Annotated in this window: 11 protein-coding genes; 4 read left to right on the forward strand and 7 right to left on the reverse strand. The window is 71.4% G+C overall.

The features are described 5' to 3' along the window. Positions 1-85: 85 nt before the first annotated feature. Positions 86-3,658, reverse strand: coding sequence for an AAA family ATPase (locus ABZ441_RS17820; protein ID WP_358974489.1), 3,573 nt, complete (start codon positions 3,656-3,658; stop codon positions 86-88). Positions 3,659-4,056: 398 nt separating this feature from the next. Here ABZ441_RS17820 and ABZ441_RS17825 point away from each other — a divergent pair, with 398 nt between their 5' ends. Further along, positions 4,057-4,935, forward strand: coding sequence for a septum formation family protein (locus ABZ441_RS17825; RefSeq protein WP_358974492.1), 879 nt, complete (start codon positions 4,057-4,059; stop codon positions 4,933-4,935). Positions 4,936-5,076: 141 nt separating this feature from the next. Beyond that, a complete protein-coding gene (locus ABZ441_RS17830; RefSeq protein ID WP_358974495.1) occupies positions 5,077-5,877 on the forward strand; it encodes an N-formylglutamate amidohydrolase in 801 nt (266 codons plus the stop codon). Between the two features lie 9 nt (positions 5,878-5,886). On the opposite strand, the gene ABZ441_RS17835 is transcribed toward ABZ441_RS17830, so the two are convergent. Further along, positions 5,887-6,318: a VOC family protein gene (locus tag ABZ441_RS17835; RefSeq protein WP_358974498.1), complete on the reverse strand. Its 432-nt coding sequence runs from the start codon at positions 6,316-6,318 to the stop codon at positions 5,887-5,889. Between the two features lie 517 nt (positions 6,319-6,835). Here ABZ441_RS17835 and ABZ441_RS17840 point away from each other — a divergent pair. Together ABZ441_RS17840 and ABZ441_RS17845 are read left to right on the forward strand one after the other, a co-directional pair. Beyond that, positions 6,836-8,860, forward strand: coding sequence for an ATP-binding protein (locus tag ABZ441_RS17840; protein ID WP_358974501.1), 2,025 nt, complete (start codon positions 6,836-6,838; stop codon positions 8,858-8,860). Further along, complete coding sequence (locus ABZ441_RS17845) at positions 8,851-10,392, forward strand: ABC transporter substrate-binding protein (protein ID WP_358974504.1); 1,542 nt, start codon at positions 8,851-8,853, stop codon at positions 10,390-10,392. Before ABZ441_RS17840 ends, ABZ441_RS17845 begins: the two co-directional genes overlap by 10 nt. A 54-nt stretch (positions 10,393-10,446) precedes the next feature. Here the strand turns inward: ABZ441_RS17845 and rbsD are convergent, their stop codons facing one another. Genes rbsD through ABZ441_RS17870 form a run of 5 tightly spaced genes read right to left on the reverse strand, consistent with a single transcriptional unit; the run spans position 10,447 to position 16,296 of the window. After that, complete coding sequence (gene rbsD, locus ABZ441_RS17850; protein ID WP_358974507.1) at positions 10,447-10,836, reverse strand: D-ribose pyranase; 390 nt, start codon at positions 10,834-10,836, stop codon at positions 10,447-10,449. Next, positions 10,833-11,771 carry a ribokinase gene (locus tag ABZ441_RS17855; RefSeq protein WP_358974510.1) on the reverse strand — a complete coding sequence of 313 codons (939 nt, stop codon included), beginning with the start codon at positions 11,769-11,771 and terminating at the stop codon, positions 10,833-10,835. The genes rbsD and ABZ441_RS17855 overlap by 4 nt, the downstream gene beginning before the upstream one ends. A 19-nt stretch (positions 11,772-11,790) precedes the next feature. Beyond that, positions 11,791-13,755 (reverse strand): substrate-binding domain-containing protein, encoded by a 1,965-nt coding sequence (locus ABZ441_RS17860; RefSeq protein ID WP_358974513.1) that lies wholly within the window; start codon positions 13,753-13,755, stop codon positions 11,791-11,793. After that, on the reverse strand, positions 13,745-15,283 hold the full coding sequence (locus ABZ441_RS17865) for a sugar ABC transporter ATP-binding protein (protein WP_358974516.1): 1,539 nt from the start codon (positions 15,281-15,283) through the stop codon (positions 13,745-13,747). The genes ABZ441_RS17860 and ABZ441_RS17865 overlap by 11 nt, the downstream gene beginning before the upstream one ends. Beyond that, positions 15,280-16,296: a LacI family DNA-binding transcriptional regulator gene (locus tag ABZ441_RS17870; protein ID WP_358974519.1), complete on the reverse strand. Its 1,017-nt coding sequence runs from the start codon at positions 16,294-16,296 to the stop codon at positions 15,280-15,282. The genes ABZ441_RS17865 and ABZ441_RS17870 overlap by 4 nt, the downstream gene beginning before the upstream one ends. Positions 16,297-16,343: the final 47 nt, after the last annotated feature.

Genomic DNA, 16,343 nt, shown 5'->3' on the forward strand with positions numbered 1-16,343 from the left:
AGCGGACCAAGGCGGCCGAGGAGCCCGACTCCCCCACGGCCGTGGCATGGAACCGCGGCGAGGAGTGCCGCGGTCTGCAGTGTTCTCATGCGCGCTCCGGAACGGAGGAGGAGTTCGCGGCCGCGCTGTGTCCCAGGGCAGCTTCGGTATCCCGGCCCTCCCAGCCGTGCTCGGTGCGCCACAGGACGTGGACGCCGAAGACGTCGTGGACGAGCGTGGCCGACCAGTCCTCCGCCGGAGGTGACGCGAGGACGAGGTGGAGGCGGTCCGCGGGCTTCGGCAGAGTGTGGTTGATCTCGTGGAGGCGGGCCGCTCCCGAGCGGAGGTCGGCGTACGTGACGAGGCCCGCGCCCAGCACCTCGTAGAGCAGGTGTCCCTGTTCCGTGACGCACTCGACGTCGACGACCTGGGAGGGCAGGGACAGTTGCCGGTCCGCGCGCAGAAGAGCGGCCATCAGTTCGAACCGTACGGCCTCGTGCGTCTTGCAGGTGCGGTCAGCGGCGGCCGACGTCTCCAGGAGGTGGAGGAGGTTCGCGCTCGCGTCCTCCGGGGCGCCGGGCACTACGGCCTCGAGGGTGGTCATGGGTTCGGCTTCTTTCGGCTCGGGCTGCTCGGGCTGCTCGGGCTGCTCGCCGAGCGGTGCGGGCGACGTGGGCTGTACTGGGGACGGCGAGGACTCGGGAGCGGTGGGGTCCTGCTCCTCGTCCGGGGCGGTAACGGCAGAGGTCGTGGCCGCGGCATGCATGCGGCGCTCGATGGTGCGTCGCGCCACGGCCAGGTCGGCCGACCATCCGCTGTGCTCCAGCGCGGCCCGGAAGCGGGCTGGTTGGTGTGCGCCGGAGGCAGCCGTACGGCCGGCGTCGACAGCCAGGTCCCGCAGGGCGCCCAGGCGGGTGCGGTCCGGTGACCCGAGTACGCGCCAGACGTCGAGCCAGTCCTGCTGGTCCAGGCGCAGGCACCGGTTGGCCATGCCCTTGAGCTCCGAGAGCCGGGCGCGGGTGTCGTCCGGGACGTTCCCCGCAGCCAGTTCCCCGACGATGCCGAGGGCGTCCGCGTATCTCCTGGCCATGGTGGGCGAGATCGGCCTGCGTCCGCGTTCGTCCACCGTGACGAAGCTGACGCTGGAGGCGTGGCGCAGAACCCAGGCGTTCAGCTCCGTCCCTGCGGCAGGGGGTGTCGAGCCATGGCGTACGGCCATGAGGAGCGGGCGGTCCGTCAAGGGTGAAAGGGCCTCGACCCGGTAGTTGCCGCCGCTGGTGTGACCGACGACCCGGACCCTGATGTCGGTGCCGATCTCCGGGACGTCTCCCTCGGCCACCGGCCCGTCGGCCGTTCCGGTCCCCCGGACCGGCTGTCGCGGAGCGGCGGAGGGCACCAGGACACCGGGCAGCGGGGCGGTGTGCAGGACGGTCAGACTCTGGGTGCTCCGGGTCAGCGCGATGTAGAGCCGGCTCAGTCCGGACGGGCCGCGGTCGACGATGGTGGCGGGTTCGACGACGAGGACGTGGTCGTACTCCATGCCCTTGGCCTGACCGGCCGCCAGGACGGAGACCGCTTCACGCTCCTGCTCCGTGATGCCGTCGGCCTCGTCCAGGTGGCGGGCGATCTCGTCGAGCCATCCGGAGTCGTCGGGAACGATGACGGCGACGGACCGCAGCGTGCGCCCGTCGCTGCTTCCGACGAGGCGGACGGCGTGGGCGACGGTGTCGCGGAGCAGCTTCCACGGCTCGGTCGCGACGGTGCGTACGGCATCGGGGCCGGCCTCGCGGACGGCCTGCGGATAGGGCAGGGAGGGTGCCACCGCATGGGCCAGGGGGGCGACGAAGTCCATCACCTCGGAGGGCACACGGTAACTGGTCGTCAACTCCGCGACGCGCCAGTCCCCGTGGTCGGACAGGAGGGCCCCCAGCCGGTCCCACCCGGTGTACGGACAGGGGCCGGTGGCCTGGGCGAGGTCGCCGAGGACGGTCATCGAGCCGCCTCGCGCGACACGGCGGCGCAGGGCACGGGCCTGCATGGGCGTCAGGTCCTGGGCCTCGTCGGCCACGATGTGGCCGTAGCGCCGCGGCGTCTCCCCGGTGATGAGGTGGCGGAGTTCCTCCAGACAGACACGGTCGTCCAGGGTCCAGGGGTCGTCCTCGGCCTTGTCCGCCCGGGGTCGCAGGACGGCGCTCTGTTCGTCCTCGTCGAGCACGCCGTCCGCGCAGGCACGCAGGAGTTCGGGTGAGTCGTAGAGGCTGCGCAGGCTCTCCCGCGCGCCCGGCGAGGGCCAGGCACGGTCGAGGAGTCTCTCGACCTGGCGGTTGCGTTCCAGGCTGCGGCGGATCGTACCGTCTGCGCCGCGTCGGGGGGCCAGTGCGGCGAGCTCCCGCAGCAGACGGTCGACGAGGAGGCTCCGGAAGCGGTCGCGGCGCTCGCGGTACGCCCCGTCGCCCCCGCGCACCTCTTCGATGAGGGCGTGGAGTTCCGAGCGGGGCACGCGCAGGGTCGTGCTGCCGGCGGCGACGGTGAACGCCGGTTCGTCACCGGCGAAGGAAGGTGTGGTGAGCAGCCCGTCGAGCGCCTCGGGGCGGCACTCGTGCTCGACACGGTTGCGCAGGACCGCAGCCATTCGCTCGTCGGACTTCACGAGGCGCGCCGGGGGCGTGTCGGTGCCGAGTACGTCTCCGTCCCAGAGCCGGGACAGCTGGACGGCGTTGACGTCCCGGGTGCCGAGGGTGGGCAGTACCTGGCCGACGTAGTCGAGGAACCGCTGGTGCGGTCCGATGACGAGGATGTCGTGGGCCTTGAAGTGGTCGTTGTTGACGAGCCAGGTCACTCGGTGGAGACCGACGGCGGACTTGCCCGTGCCCGGGCCGCCCTGGACGACCAGTATGTCGGCGGGAGAACCCGTGACCAGGTCCATCTGGTCACGGCGGATCGTCTCGACGATGTCGCGCATGCGTCCGCTGCGGGAGCGCTGGAGTTCACGCAGGAGGAAGTCGTCCGGCTGCAGGGGCTTGCGCCGACGGAGCCGGGCGAGATCGGCCGGCGTGTACGGCGGCCGGTCCTTCCCGGGCAGGACGGGCTCCGGCCGGGACTGCTCCTCGTCGCCGGACTCCGTCCTTGTGCCGGTGTCGGCTGCGGTGGGCTCTGCCGTGATCGTGTCGTCCCCGGCGGGCCTCGGTTCCGGAACCGCTTCGAGCACGCGGACGGCGGGAGGGGAAACGGCTGCGACGGAGGCGATCTCGTCGAAGTAGTCCTCGACGACGTGCTGTGCGCAGCGCAGTCGGCGCCGCAGGGCGACATCGCCCGGCGTGTGCGGCTGCGCCTCGAACCACTTGGTGGCGAGCGGACTGGTCCACAGCACGACGACGGTGTCACGGGTCCGGACGTCGGAGACCGCACGCCGTCCCACGTACCAGGGGCGGGGCGCGTCACCCGGGTCCTCCGGGGCGTCCACACGGGCGATCACCAGGGACTCGTGGGCCAGTCCCCCGTACGCCTCGGCCTTCTTCTCGGTGTCCAGCCGGTTCGCGATGCCGTCCTTGCCGCTGGCCGCGGCGTTGGCGGCCGACTTCCCGGTCATCTCGGCGAGGCGCGCGGTGTAGCAGTCGTAGGCCCGGTCGACGGCCTTCTGCTCATCGGCGATGACCTGGCTGCGAGTCACGGTGTTCATCTGTTGTCCCCTCCCCGGCGGAGTCCGGCGGAACGCCGCTCCGGGTATACGTACGCGCCCCGGTGAATGCCTATCAGAGATCGTCCGGTCACCGTGAGTTGAACTTCGGACCTTCGGGCCGCTCCCCCGGTCGCCCCCACCGACTCAGTCCGGCTCACGCGGGAAGTGGATCCGCCATGGAGATCTGCCGGAATTCACCGACCCCCGTCGCCGCACCTCCCAGCATGCCAGTCATTGACTGAGTTCACAAGCAATACACTTCATCTCGCGCACCCCCGAGTCGCAGGCCGCCGGAAGGACGGGGCTCCCCCGGAATCACCTGCGCACAGCGTGGTCACACTTATGCCATACGATGCGCACACCTGTTCACAGCTCTTCCGTTTGAGGTTGCCCACATCATGTTTTCCGGTGTCACGTCCCGTTCAGCGCGCGGCATGTCCGCTGCCGTCGCCCTCCTCGCGATCGGCGCGGTGGGCTGCGCCGATGTCATCGACAGCGCCAAGGCCGGTGCCAAGGAGGCCGTGCGTCAGCGGTCGGTCTTCTCCCTCTCCCCGGGGGACTGCTACAACCCGAACAGCGGGACGACCGAGGGCGAGGAGCTCGCCGTCGAGGTCGTGCCGTGCAAGGAGGCCCACAAGGGCCAGGTCGTCGGAGAGTTCGACATCGAAGGGGAGTCGGAGTACCCCGGTGACGACGGGGCGACGAAGATAGCCGACGAGCGGTGCCCCGCGGAGTCGCAGAAGTTCGTCTCCGACACCTGGGCGGTGCCCGCGGGCGTCGACCTCTTCTACTACTACCCGACCAGCGAGAGCTGGAAGACCGGCGACCGGGCCGTGAGCTGTACGTACGCCAAGGAGTCGGGCACGTTCTCCGGCTCGCTGAAGAACGACTCCCTGACCGCCGACCAGCTCGCCTACCTCAAGGGCTCCAACGGTGTCTACGAGGCGTTCTGGGGCAACCAGCCCGAAGCCGAACAGATCGAGGACGACCTGGCCGGCTACAAGAAGCAGGCCAAGGCCGTTTCCACGGCGCTGGGCACCCACCTGACGGCCCTCGGGAAGCTGGACCAGCCGGAGGCGACCAAGCTCCGCACACAGTTGGAGGGCACCGCCGACGCGTGGAAGGACGCCTCCACGGCAGCCGGTGTGGACGACTTCTACATCGCCTACGACCTGGCTTTCACCGGCATCGACCCGAGCAAGACGGTCGCCGCCCGCAAGGAGCTCAAGCTCGCGTCCACCGTTCCCGCCGACGACGCCGAGGTCTGGGCGGGCTGATCCGTGCTCCGGGGGCCGACTACCGCCGGGCCCCCGGAGGCCGGTCCGGGGCCCGGGGCCGCCCGGCGCCTCGGGCCGGGCCGCGGGCTCCCGTCTCCGCGCACTGCCGCCCGCCCGTTCCCGACCGACGAGGACCGATCGTTGACGCCCGAGCCCGCACCGTTCCAGCTCGTCCCCGGCGCTGCCGGATCACCGGTGCTGCTGCACGTCCCGCACTCCTCCAGAACCGTCCCCGAGCAGGTACGCAGCGGCATCTTGCTGGACGACGAGGCGCTGGAGACCGAACTCGACCACATCACGGACTCCCACACGGCCCGCCTGGCCGCCCTGGCCTCCGAGGCCTGCGCGGTCTCCCCCTGGAGCTTCGTCAACGGCCTGTCGCGGCTGGTGGTGGACCCCGAGCGGTTCCCCGACGACCGGGAGGAGATGCTGGCCGCCGGAATGGGCGCGGTCTACACCCGCACCACCCACCGGGAGCCGCTCCGCCCGCCCGGTGCGGACCCGGAACCGCTGCTCGACCGCTATTTCCACCCGTACGCCCGGGCGATGACCGCGGCCGTCGACGAACGGCTGGCCGCCACGGGGCGCGCCGTCGTCATCGACGTGCACTCCTACCCGACCACCGCCCTCCCGTACGAGCTCCACGGCACCGGCCCGCGCCCTCCGATCTGTCTGGGCACCGACGGCTTCCACACCCCGCCCGGGCTACTGGCCTTGGCGGAGGCCGCGTTCGGCAGGTTCGGCGGCACGGCGCCGAACAGTCCCTTCCCCGGCACGTACGTGCCGCTCAAGCACTACGGGACGAACCCGCGGGTCGGCGCGCTGATGATCGAGATCCGTCGCGACCTCTACATGACCGAACCGGGAGGGCCCGCCGGGCCGGGGCTGGAGGCGCTGGCCTCCGCCCTGGCCCAGCTGGTGGACGGCCTCACGGAGGCCTGACCGGGGCGGCTACCTGGGCCGGGCGTAAGGCCGGGTCATGATCTCCATGTTGTGGCCGTCCGGGTCCAGGAAGTAGGCACCCCTGCCACCAAAGAGACGGTTGATCTGCCCGGGTTCGGTGTGACGGGGGTCGGCGTAGTAGGTGACGTCCAGCGCCCCCAGCCGGGCGATCATGGTGTCGAACTGCGTGTCGGGGACGAGGAAGGCGTAGTGCTGCGACTGCACCGGCGCGTCCCGCAGTTCGTAGTAGTCGAGCGTCACGCCGTTCCCCAGATCGACGGGCAGGAACGGCCCGAACGGAGGGCCGACCTCCAGACCCAGGACCGCGGCGATGAACTCGGCCGACAGGCTGCGGTCCCTGGCGTACACGGCGTGGTGGTCCAGTTGGACGACGTCGACGCCCTGCTGGGCATGGTCCGGGTGCTGCTGTGTGTGTGACATGTACTGATACGTCTCCGTGTCGTGGTTTCCGCTGGGAGGGGGCGCCGCAACAGGGCGCCGGGCGGGGTGGCACGACAGGGCGGCGGGGCTCGTGCCCGCCACGCGCTCACGCGTCAGCCGGGCGACTCTCTCTGATGTGGCCCATGGCCGACCCGGCAGTCACACCGGCGATCCTAGAGCAGATGACGGGAGTTGGGGTCACAGCCGGCGGATCCGGGCCCGTCTCGCCGCCTCGGCTGTCAGTGCCGCCCCATAGGCTTCGGGTGATCCGGTCGAAGGGGAATGAGGTGCCGGGACCAGGACCGTCCGCGCGCACGATCCGCGCCCGGCACACCTCTTGTCGGCTTCGGCGCCGACCGCACCGGCCCGCCGGGGCGCGTGAAGGGCGCACGGGAGGCGCGTAGGGAGCGCCTGGTGCGGGCATGGCACCAGCGGGACACTTATACGAATAGCCTTGCGTGGCAGGCGAGTTCGAAAACCGAGAAGGAAGCATCGTTCAGTCCGCGGGGGGAGCTGAATGGTCGACGACAGAGCGGGCCGGTCCGAGCGGGACATCGCCGTGCGCCGGCGTGTGGCCGAGACCTTGAACAGACAGCAGGGACCGTTACGTCCGCTTCCGGTCCTCATGCTGCTGGGGCCGCGGGGCAGCGGGAAGACCGCGTTCACGGAGCATCTGCGCCAGTGGGCGCAGCGCGTGCCGCTGGCCGGCATCGACGCGGAGCCGGTCGGTGAGCACGGCGGGACGCCGATCGACGTACTGATCGACATGGCCTTTCAGCTGAGCGCCCATCACGACGGCATCCCCCGCCTGGGGTTTCCCGCACTGGGCTCGCTGCTCGCCGCCGTCGGCACCGCCGTGGACGCGCGCAGCCGGGAGCAGGCCGTCCGTGACATGGCCGAGGCGCTGCGGGCGGGACGTGCGCGGGAGCACTCGTACCAGGAGCTGCAGGGGATCGTCGACGGCGTCGCCCAACTCGCCGGCCTCGGGCTGCCCGGCTGGAGCTCCGTCGTGGTCCCACTCGTCCAGGGCGGTATCCGCATGCGGCTCGGGCTGCGGCTGCGCCGCCGTCTGGCCGAGACGTCCGCCGCCGGTCCGGGGCGCGGTGCGACGGCCGACTTCCTGGTCGGCGTCAACCGGCTCTACCACGGCTATCCGGCCCAGCGGGCGGAGGCCGAGCGGGTGCTGCTCGACTCCTTCCTGGCCGACCTGCGCGGCGCCTACGCCTCCGGTCGCGCCGACCGGCTGCGGACCACGCACTGCCTCGCTCTCCTGGACAACGCGGACTCCTCCGTCGGGGAGGCATTCCTCACGCTCCTGCTCGAATCGCGCGAGCGCTCCGGCCGCCCCGATCCGCTTCTCGTCGTGGCCACCGCGCGCAGGCGTCCGGAGACCCTCGTGCGTGCGGAGACCGGCAGCGGGCACCGTCCGGACTACCGCGAGAGCTGGCCGCAGTCCGCCCGTTTCCGGCCGCTGTCGGCCGGACCGCTCCTGGCGGCGGGCCAGTTGCGTGATCTCAGCCGTCGCGAGGTCGAGGCGCAGGCAGCAGCGGCGCTCGACACGCTGCCGGCCGGTTCCGTGCTGCCGCGCACCGACAACGCGGTCCAGTGGCTCGGCTGGATCGTGTACGAGATCACCCGGGGCCACCCGGCGGGCACCGCCGCCGTGCTGGGCGGGCTGCGCCGCATGCCGGCCGACCTGCCCTGGGACGCGCGGATCCACCGGATCCTGGCCCCGACGGACGGCAGCGTCCAGCCCGTACCCACGCTGTCGGCCGGGCCCGGCCTGCTCGAACTGCTGCAGCGTGACTGTTCCGCGCAGTTGTCACGGCTGATGCCGCGGGTCGCCGCAGGGGTCACCCTCGGTCGGGCGGAGACCTGCGAATCGCTGTGGGAGGGGCAGGAGCCGGTGCTGCGGGAGTTCGTCGGGTACTGCGCGGACGACCTGCGGACCGTGCCCGAGCCCGACGGTGGCCTCCCCGCGCTGCACCGGCTCACCCGCTTCCTGCTGCTGCGTCGGCTGGACGGCGCGCCGGAGGACGGCGGGCCGGGCTCGTGGAAGGGCGCGCACGGGGCGCTGCGTGCGGCAGCCGTGGCCAGGGGTGACCGGCGGGCCGTGGCGTACCACGACCTGGCACTGGACGATCTCGGCTCGGCGGTCGACTATCTGCGGGACCGCTTCGACGAGACGGGCGCGGACGAGTGGTGCGCGGACCTGGCCTGGCTCCAGCGTGCCCCGTACCGCTGGGGTGGAGCGCTGCCCGAAGCGGCCCGCGACCGGTACGAACGCCTCGTCGGCGTCGCCGGGGGCGACCCCGCGCGCCGCGCCATCACCCGGCTGCTGGCGGCCGGCTGGATCACCCCGCATCCGCGGCCGGACGGTGCCGCACAGCCGTACGGGGATCCGCTGGGTGATCCGTACGCGGAGCTGTACCCCGACATCGTCGAGGAGTTCCTGACGCTCCGCCGGCCCATCGGCGACGAGCACGACCGCCATGTGCTGCTGCGTATGGCACAGCGCTACGAAAGGAAGCCGTGGTGGTAGCCCTCAACGACGACGCGTTCGTCCCCCCGCGCCCGCCCCGGCGCAAGGCACCGTGGATCGTGGCCGGAGTCGTCGTGCTGGCCGCGGCGGTGTGGGGCGGCACGGAGGCGTACCAGGCGTGGCAGCACAACAAGGTCGAGTGTGCGCCGGGCATCCTCAAGAAGGGGGTCCGTCAGGAGTGCATCGGCGTCAGTGACGGATCGTTCGCCTTCGACCCCCTGCTGAAGGAGGTTATGGGCAAGATCAAGGAGGAGAACGATCGCGTCGAGCAGTCCGGCAAGAAGTACGTCTCCCTCGCCTACGTCGAGCCGGTGACCACGGTCAAGGGCGAGGAGGAGGCCAAGAACGGACTGCGCGGCGAGCTGATGGGCGCGTACCTGGCACAGCGCGAACTGAACGACCCGGACCTCGGCGCAGGACGCGGCGACCTGCCGCAGATACGGCTGCTCGTCGGCAATCTCGGCCTGCGCTCCGAGCAGTGGCGGTCCCTCACGGACGATCTCGTGGCCATGTCCGAGGACGAGAACCGCCTCGTCGCCGTCGCCGGCTTCGGCCAGAGCCGCGGGGGCACCCAGAACGCCGTCGACGCCCTGCGCGGGGCGGGCATCCCCATGATGGGCGCCACGGTGACGGCGGACAGCCTCTCCGACGCGGCCCGGCCCGGCTTCTTCCGCACCTCCGCGCCCAACCGCGACCAGGCCAGGGGCGCGGCCGCCTACTTGAAGAAGCAGCAGGAGAAGGACCCGGGCTTCGAGGTCGCCGTCATCCGCGACCGCAACGAGGACGACATATACAACACCTCGATGTCCGCCTCGTTCACCCGGGCGGCCGCCGACCGGGGTCTGCGACTCGACGGTGGCGCACTGGAGTTCCTCTCCGGTGTGGACGGCGTGTCCAACGCCTTCTCGTCCGTCGCCGACAAGGTGTGCGACCTGCGGCCCGACGCGGTGTTCTTCGCGGGCAGGGGTGTCGACATCCGCAACTTCATCTACTCCATGTCCGCACCCGACCGCCGGTGCCCGGTCACGGTGATCACGGGCGACGACGCGGTCGGCGCGTACTACGGCTCGCTGGAGAGCGAGTCGCGGCGGGAGAAGTTCCGTACGGAGTGGACGGACAGCAGGGTGACCGTCCTGTACTCGTCGCTGGCGCACCCCGCGCTGGCCGGGCACCTCTACGCCGAGGCCAACAATCCGCTGCCGGACTTCCTCTCCCTGTACAGGACGGAGTTCGGCGGAGCGGCCGACGACACGATGCAGGTCCTCCAGGACGGCCAGGTGATCATGGGCCATGACGCGGTCTGGACGCTGGGGGTGTCCGTACGCAACGCGGCGGGCCCGGACGGCAAGGGTCAGGTGAACACGGGCGCCACGCTCCAGATGCTGCTCCAGCTCAGCGGCCGGGCCGCCGTGGCGGGTCTCAGCGGGCCCATATCCTTCGCCTCGGACGGCAATCCGGACGACAAGCCGATGGCTCTGGTCCGGATGGAGCCGTCGGGTGTGTACACCTTCCGGGAGGTGCTGCGGCCGTAGCCGCGCCGCCGACGCGGCGCGGCCCGCGCCCGTGCAGGCACCTGGAGGAGGGGGTCAGAAGAAGACCCCGCACCTCAGCAGGACGTTCGCGTAGGGCCGGGCCTCCCCCGTCCGTACCACGAGGCGGGCGGACGGGGTGAGCGCCTTCAGCTGTTCGTGCGGCACGTACGCCAGGTCGTGGAGACGGGCGGTCAGCAGGCGGGCGGCCTCCGGGTTGGCGTCCCGTATCTCCTCGGCCGCCGTCGCGCCCTCCACGACCAGTTCCTCCAGCAGCCCGTCCACTACCTCGGCGAACGACGGGACGCCCGCCCGGAAGGCCAGGTCGATCACGCGGGGCCCCGGCGGGATGGGCATCCCCACGTCGCAGATCAGGACGCCGTCGCCGTGGCCGAGTTCGGCCACGGCTCCCGCGAGGTGGCGGTTCAGGATGCCGGTCTTCTTCACAGCGCAGAGACCTCTTCCGCGGTCGGGAAGGACGCCTGCGCGCCCTCCTTGGTGACGGCTGCCGCGCCGACCCGTACGGCGAACGCGGCGGCCTCGGTGAGTTCCTCGCCCTGGCCGAGCCGCCAGGCGAGGGCGGCGGTGAACGCGTCGCCCGCACCGGTGGTGTCCACGGCCGCGACCCGGGGGCTCGGCACGCGCACGGGGGCGCCGGCCCGGGTGTCGGAGACCAGGGCGCCGTCCGCGCCCAGGGTGATCACGACCGACCGGGGGCCGAGCGCGGTGAGCCCCCGTGCCCAGGACTCCGGGGTGCCGCCGGCGTCGGCACCGAGGATGTAGCGCGCCTCGTGCTCGTTGACCACCAGCGGGTCGCAGGCGGCCAGCACCTCGTCGGGGAGGGGCGCGGGCGGGGAGGGGTTGAGGACCAGACGCACGTCCGGGCCGAGGGCGCGGGCCGTCTCCGTGACGGTCTCCAGCGGGATCTCCAGCTGGACGGAGACGACGCGGGCCGACGCGAACAGCGGCCCCGCGGCCCTGATGTCCCCGGGCGTCAGCCGGGCGTTGGCCCCCGGGGAGACGACGATGCTGTTGTCTCCCGAGGGGTCGACGGTGATGAGGGCGACGCCGGTGGGCGCCCCGCCGACGAGGACTCCCCCGGTGTCGACTCCCGCCTCCCCCTGCGAGGCGAGGAGCAGCCGCCCGTGGGCGTCGTCACCGACTCGGGCCAGCAGCGCCGTCCGGGCACCGAGGCGGGCGGCGGCGACGGCCTGGTTGGCGCCCTTGCCGCCGGGGTGGACGACGAGGTCGGTGCCGAGCACCGTCTCCCCCGCCCCCGGGCGGCGGTCGACGCCGACGACCAGGTCGGCGTTGGCCGACCCGACGACCAGCAGGTCGTACCGGGACGGCCCGGAGGGGGCGGAGTCATCGTTCCCGTACATCTGGGTGGTGCCTTCCTGATCAGGAGAAGTCGGCGACGTTCTGCCGGGTGACGACCTTGACCGGCACCTTCACCATGCTGCCGACCTTCTTGCCGTCGGCCGCCCGGACCGCATTCTGTACGGCGATCTTTCCCAGTTCCTTGGGCTGCTGGGCCACGGACGCGTACAGACTGCCCGCCTCGACCGCCGTCAGACCGTCCGGTGTTCCGTCGAATCCGACGACCGAGACGGACTTCCCGGCCTTGCTGCCCAGTGCCTTGACCGCGCCGAGCGCCATCTCGTCGTTCTCGGCGAAGACGCCGGTGATGCCGGGGTGGGACTGGAGCAGGTTGGTCATGACGTCCAGACCCTTGGTGCGGTCGAAGTCGGCCGGCTGGGTCGCCACGATCTTGATGTCCGGGTACGCCTTGATGCCTTCGGCGAAGCCAGCGCCGCGTTCACGGCTGGCGGAGGTTCCGGCGGTGCCCTGGAGGACGATGATGCTGCCCTTGCCGTCGAGCCGGTCGGCCAGCGATTTCGCGGCGAGCTTGCCGCCTGCCACGTTGTCGGAGGCGACGAGGGTGGCGGTCTCGGCCTTGTTGACGCCGCGGTCGGCGGCGACGACGGGGATGCCGGCCTTGTTGGCGCCTCGGACGCCGGGGCCGACCGCGTCGGAGTCCACCGGGTTGACGATGACGGAGTCCACTCCGGAACTGGTGAAGTTCTCCAGCTGGTTGGCCTGCTGCGAGGCGTCGTTCTGTGCGTCGGTGACGGTCAGATCGACTCCTGCCGCCTTGGCCTCGGCCTGCGCGCCCTCCTTCATCTGCACGAAGAAGGGGTTGTTCAGGGTGGAGAGCGACATGCCCACCTTGGTGGTGGTGCCGGAGGAACCGGACTTGAAGAAGGTCACGGCGGCGATGACGGCGGCCAGGCAGACCACCGCGATACCGGCCCGCATCGCTCCCTTGCGGCCCTTTCCGGGGCCTCCGGGCGCGGCGGACGAGCCTCCGGCGGAGGCGGCTCCGGATCCGGCCTTGCGGCGCAGCGTGTCGAGCAGCACGGCGAGGGCGATGACGACGCCGATGACGACCTGCTGCCAGAAGGCGGAGACGGAGAGGAGGTTGAGGCCGTTGCGCAGCACGGCGAGGATCAGGGCGCCGATGAGGGTGCCGGACGCCTTGCCGACGCCGCCCGCGAGGCTGGCGCCTCCGATGACGACGGCCGCGATCGCATCGAGTTCGTATCCCTGGGCGGCCTGCGGCTGCGCGGAGACCAGGCGGGAGGCGAGGACGATGCCGGCGACGGCGGCGAAGAGGCCGGACAGGGCGTAGATGGCCAGCTTCTGCTTCTTGACGCGCAGTCCGGAGAGCCGGGCCGCTTCCTCGTTGCCGCCGATGGCGTACATGGAGCGGCCGATGTAGGTACGGGCCAGGATGAGTGCGGCTATCAGGCCCATGGCGATCATCACGAGGACCGGGACGGGCAGCCAGCCGCCGAGGGTGTCACCGAGTACGGAGACGGAGTCGGGGAACGGGATCGGCCTTCCCTGGGAGATGACCAGGGAGAGGCCCCGGGCCACCGAGAGCATGGCCAGCGTCGCGATGAACGAGGGCAGCTTGCCGTAGGCGACGAGCGCTCCGCTGACGAGGCCGCAGGCGATGCCGGTGCCGACGGCGATGATGACCGCCAGCCAGACGGGGACTCCGGCGGACGTCGCCGACCAGGCGAGGACGGTGGCGGAGAGCGCGGCGACCGATCCGACGGAGAGGTCGATGCCCGCCGAGACGATCACGAAGGTGACGCCGAACGCGAGGATCGCGGTCACTGCGGCCTGGACGCCGACGTTCAGGAGGTTCTGGGTGGTGAGGAAGTCGCCGGAGAGCAGCGACATCGCCACCAGGAGGACGACCAGTGCGCTCAGGGCGCCGTTGTCGAGCAGGAGGCGGCGGAGGGTGTGTCCGGCGCCGCCCGCGTGCGCCTTGCTCGGATGCGTGTCAGTGGCCACGGGGGCCCTCCTCTGCCTTCTCGGTGGGTGTGGTGACGGGTGCGGCGCTGACGGCGAGGGCCATCACCGCGTCCTGGGTGGCTTCGTGTGCGGGGAGTTCTCCGGCGATGCGGCCCTGCGCCATGACCAGCACGCGGTCGCTCATGCCGAGAACCTCGGGCAGGTCGCTGGAGATCATCAGGACGGCGTGTCCGGAGGCCGTCAGCTCGTTGACGAGCTGGTAGATCTCGACCTTGGCCCCGACGTCGATGCCGCGTGTCGGCTCGTCGAGGATCAGCACCCGGGTGTCGGCCAGGAGCCACTTCCCGATGACGACCTTCTGCTGGTTGCCGCCGGACAGGGTGCGGACGTGCTGGCCGAGGCCGGCCATCCGTACGCCGAGCTGCTCGGCGATGCGGGCGGCCGCGGTGCGCTGTCCCTTGACGTCGACGAGTCCGGAGCGGGTCGCCGAGCGGAGGGTGACGAGGCCGAGGTTCTCCTGGACGGAGGCGTCGAGCACGAGTCCCTGGCCCTTGCGGTCCTCGGGGACGAGCCCGATCCCGGCGCCCATGGCGGCGGTCACGTCGTGCTTGCCCAGCCGCTCGCCCTGTACGTCCACGGTGCCGGTGTCGTAGGGGTCGGCGCCGAAGACGGCGCGGGCGACCTCGGTGCGGCCCGCTCCGACGAGTCCGGCGAGGCCGACGACCTCACCGGCCTTCACGTCGAAGCTGATGTCGTGGAACACACCGTCACGGGTGAGTCCGCGGACGGAGAGCAGCGGCGGTCCCGTTTCGGGGCGTTCGCGCGGGTACTGCTGGTCGATGCTGCGTCCCACCATGAGCTGGACGAGTTCCGCCTCGGGTGTCGAGGCGGGAACCTGGTCGATGCTGCGGCCGTCGCGCAGGACGGTGACGCGGTCACCGAGGGCGGCGATCTCGTCGAGGTGGTGGGTGATGAAGACGACGCCTACGCCGTCCGTGCGGAGCTGCCGCACGATCCCGAAGAGTTTGTCGACCTCCTCGGAGGTGAGGACCGCGGTCGGCTCGTCCATGATCAGGACGCGCGCGTCCAGGCTGAGCGCCTTCGCGATCTCGACCATCTGCAGTCGGGCGATCCCCAGTTCGCGGACCCTGGCCCTCGGCGAGATGTGCAGGCCCACGCGGCGCAGGAGCACCTCGGCGTCGGCCTCCATGCGCCGCCGGTCGATCATGCCGAAGCGGCGCGGCTGCCGGCCGAGGAAGATGTTCTCGGCGACCGTCAGATCGGGTACCAGGTTGAACTCCTGGTAGATGGTGGCGATCCCGAGCTTCTCCGCGTCCTGCGCGCCGTGGATGCGCACTTCCCGGTTGCCGGCGAAGATCCGGCCTGCGTCCGGGCGGTAGGCGCCGGAGAGCATCTTGATGAGAGTGCTCTTGCCGGCGCCGTTCTCACCGAGCAGGACGTGTACTTCACCGCTGCGCAGGTCGAAGTCGACACTGTCCAGGGCGACGACGCCGGGGAAGGTCTTGCGTACGCCTTCGATGCGCAGCAACTCGACCGATTCACTCACTCGTTGCTCCCGGAACTGGTGGTGCGCTCGCCGCAGGAGCTGCGTACGACGAGGCTGGCGGGCAGGGTGACGGACTGCGGGGGGCGGCCCTCGACGATGTCGATGAGGGCGCGCACGGCGGCACGGCCGAGGTCGCCCGTCGGCTGGGCGATCGCGGTGATCGGCGGACCGGTGTGGACGAACCAGGGGATGTCGTCGAAGGCCGCGATGCCGATGTCCTCGGGGACGCGCAGGCCGCGCGCGCGGATGGCGTCCAGGGCGCCGAGCGCCATGAGGTTGTCGGCGGCGAACACGATCTCGGGCCGTTCGGGGAGCGACAGGAACTGCTCGGTGACGCGCCGGCCGCTGTCCGCCTGGAAGTCGCCCTGCCCGATGTAGGCGTCGGGCAGGGCGAGCCCGTGGGCCGCCATCGCTTCGCGGAAGGCCTCGACACGTTCGTTGCCGGTGGTGGTGGCCGCCGGGCCCGCGATGATGGCGAGCCTGCGGTGGCCGAGTGCGTGGAGATGGGCGACCAGGTCCTGGATGGCCCGGTGGCCGTCCGCACGTACGACGGGGATGTCCACGCCGGGGATCCAGCGGTCCACGAAGACCATCGGGGTGCCGGTGCGCGCGACGTCCAGCAGCAGCGGTGACTCCCCGTCGGCGGGCGAGACCAGGAGTCCGTCGATCCTGCGGTCCAGGAGCGTGCGTACGTGGTGGTCCTGCTGCTCGGGCCGCTCGTCGGCGTTGCCGATGATCACGCTGTAGCCGAGCGCGCGGGCCTCCTCCTCGACGGAGCGGGCCAGCGCGGTGAAGTACGGGTTGAGTACGTCACTGATGACGAGGCCGAGCGTGCGGGTCTGGTCGGTGCGCAGCGAGCGGGCCACGGCGTTGGGCCGGTAGCCGAGGGCGTCGACGGCGGCGAGGACGCGTCTGCGTGCGTCCGGGCTGACGGAGGGATGGCTGTTCAGGACGCGGGAGACCGTGGCGACAGAGACTCCTGCCTGGGCCGCGACATCCTTGATGCTCGCCATTTCCGGACCACCTCCTTGTGGTTTCCGTGAGCCTCGAGACCAGCGGA

The sequence above is a fragment of the Streptomyces sp. NPDC005752 genome (assembly GCF_040630715.1).
Taxonomy (GTDB): Bacteria; Actinomycetota; Actinomycetes; order Streptomycetales; family Streptomycetaceae; genus Streptomyces.

Coding starts and splice junctions, on each gene's coding strand:
- ABZ441_RS17820 (WP_358974489.1), bottom strand. CDS start 3,658: ATGAACACCGTGACTCGCAGCCAGGTCATCGCCGATGAGCAGAAGGCC.
- ABZ441_RS17825 (WP_358974492.1), top strand. CDS start 4,057: ATGTTTTCCGGTGTCACGTCCCGTTCAGCGCGCGGCATGTCCGCTGCC.
- ABZ441_RS17835 (WP_358974498.1), bottom strand. CDS start 6,318: ATGTCACACACACAGCAGCACCCGGACCATGCCCAGCAGGGCGTCGAC.
- ABZ441_RS17840 (WP_358974501.1), top strand. CDS start 6,836: ATGGTCGACGACAGAGCGGGCCGGTCCGAGCGGGACATCGCCGTGCGC.
- ABZ441_RS17855 (WP_358974510.1), bottom strand. CDS start 11,771: ATGTACGGGAACGATGACTCCGCCCCCTCCGGGCCGTCCCGGTACGAC.
- ABZ441_RS17870 (WP_358974519.1), bottom strand. CDS start 16,296: ATGGCGAGCATCAAGGATGTCGCGGCCCAGGCAGGAGTCTCTGTCGCC.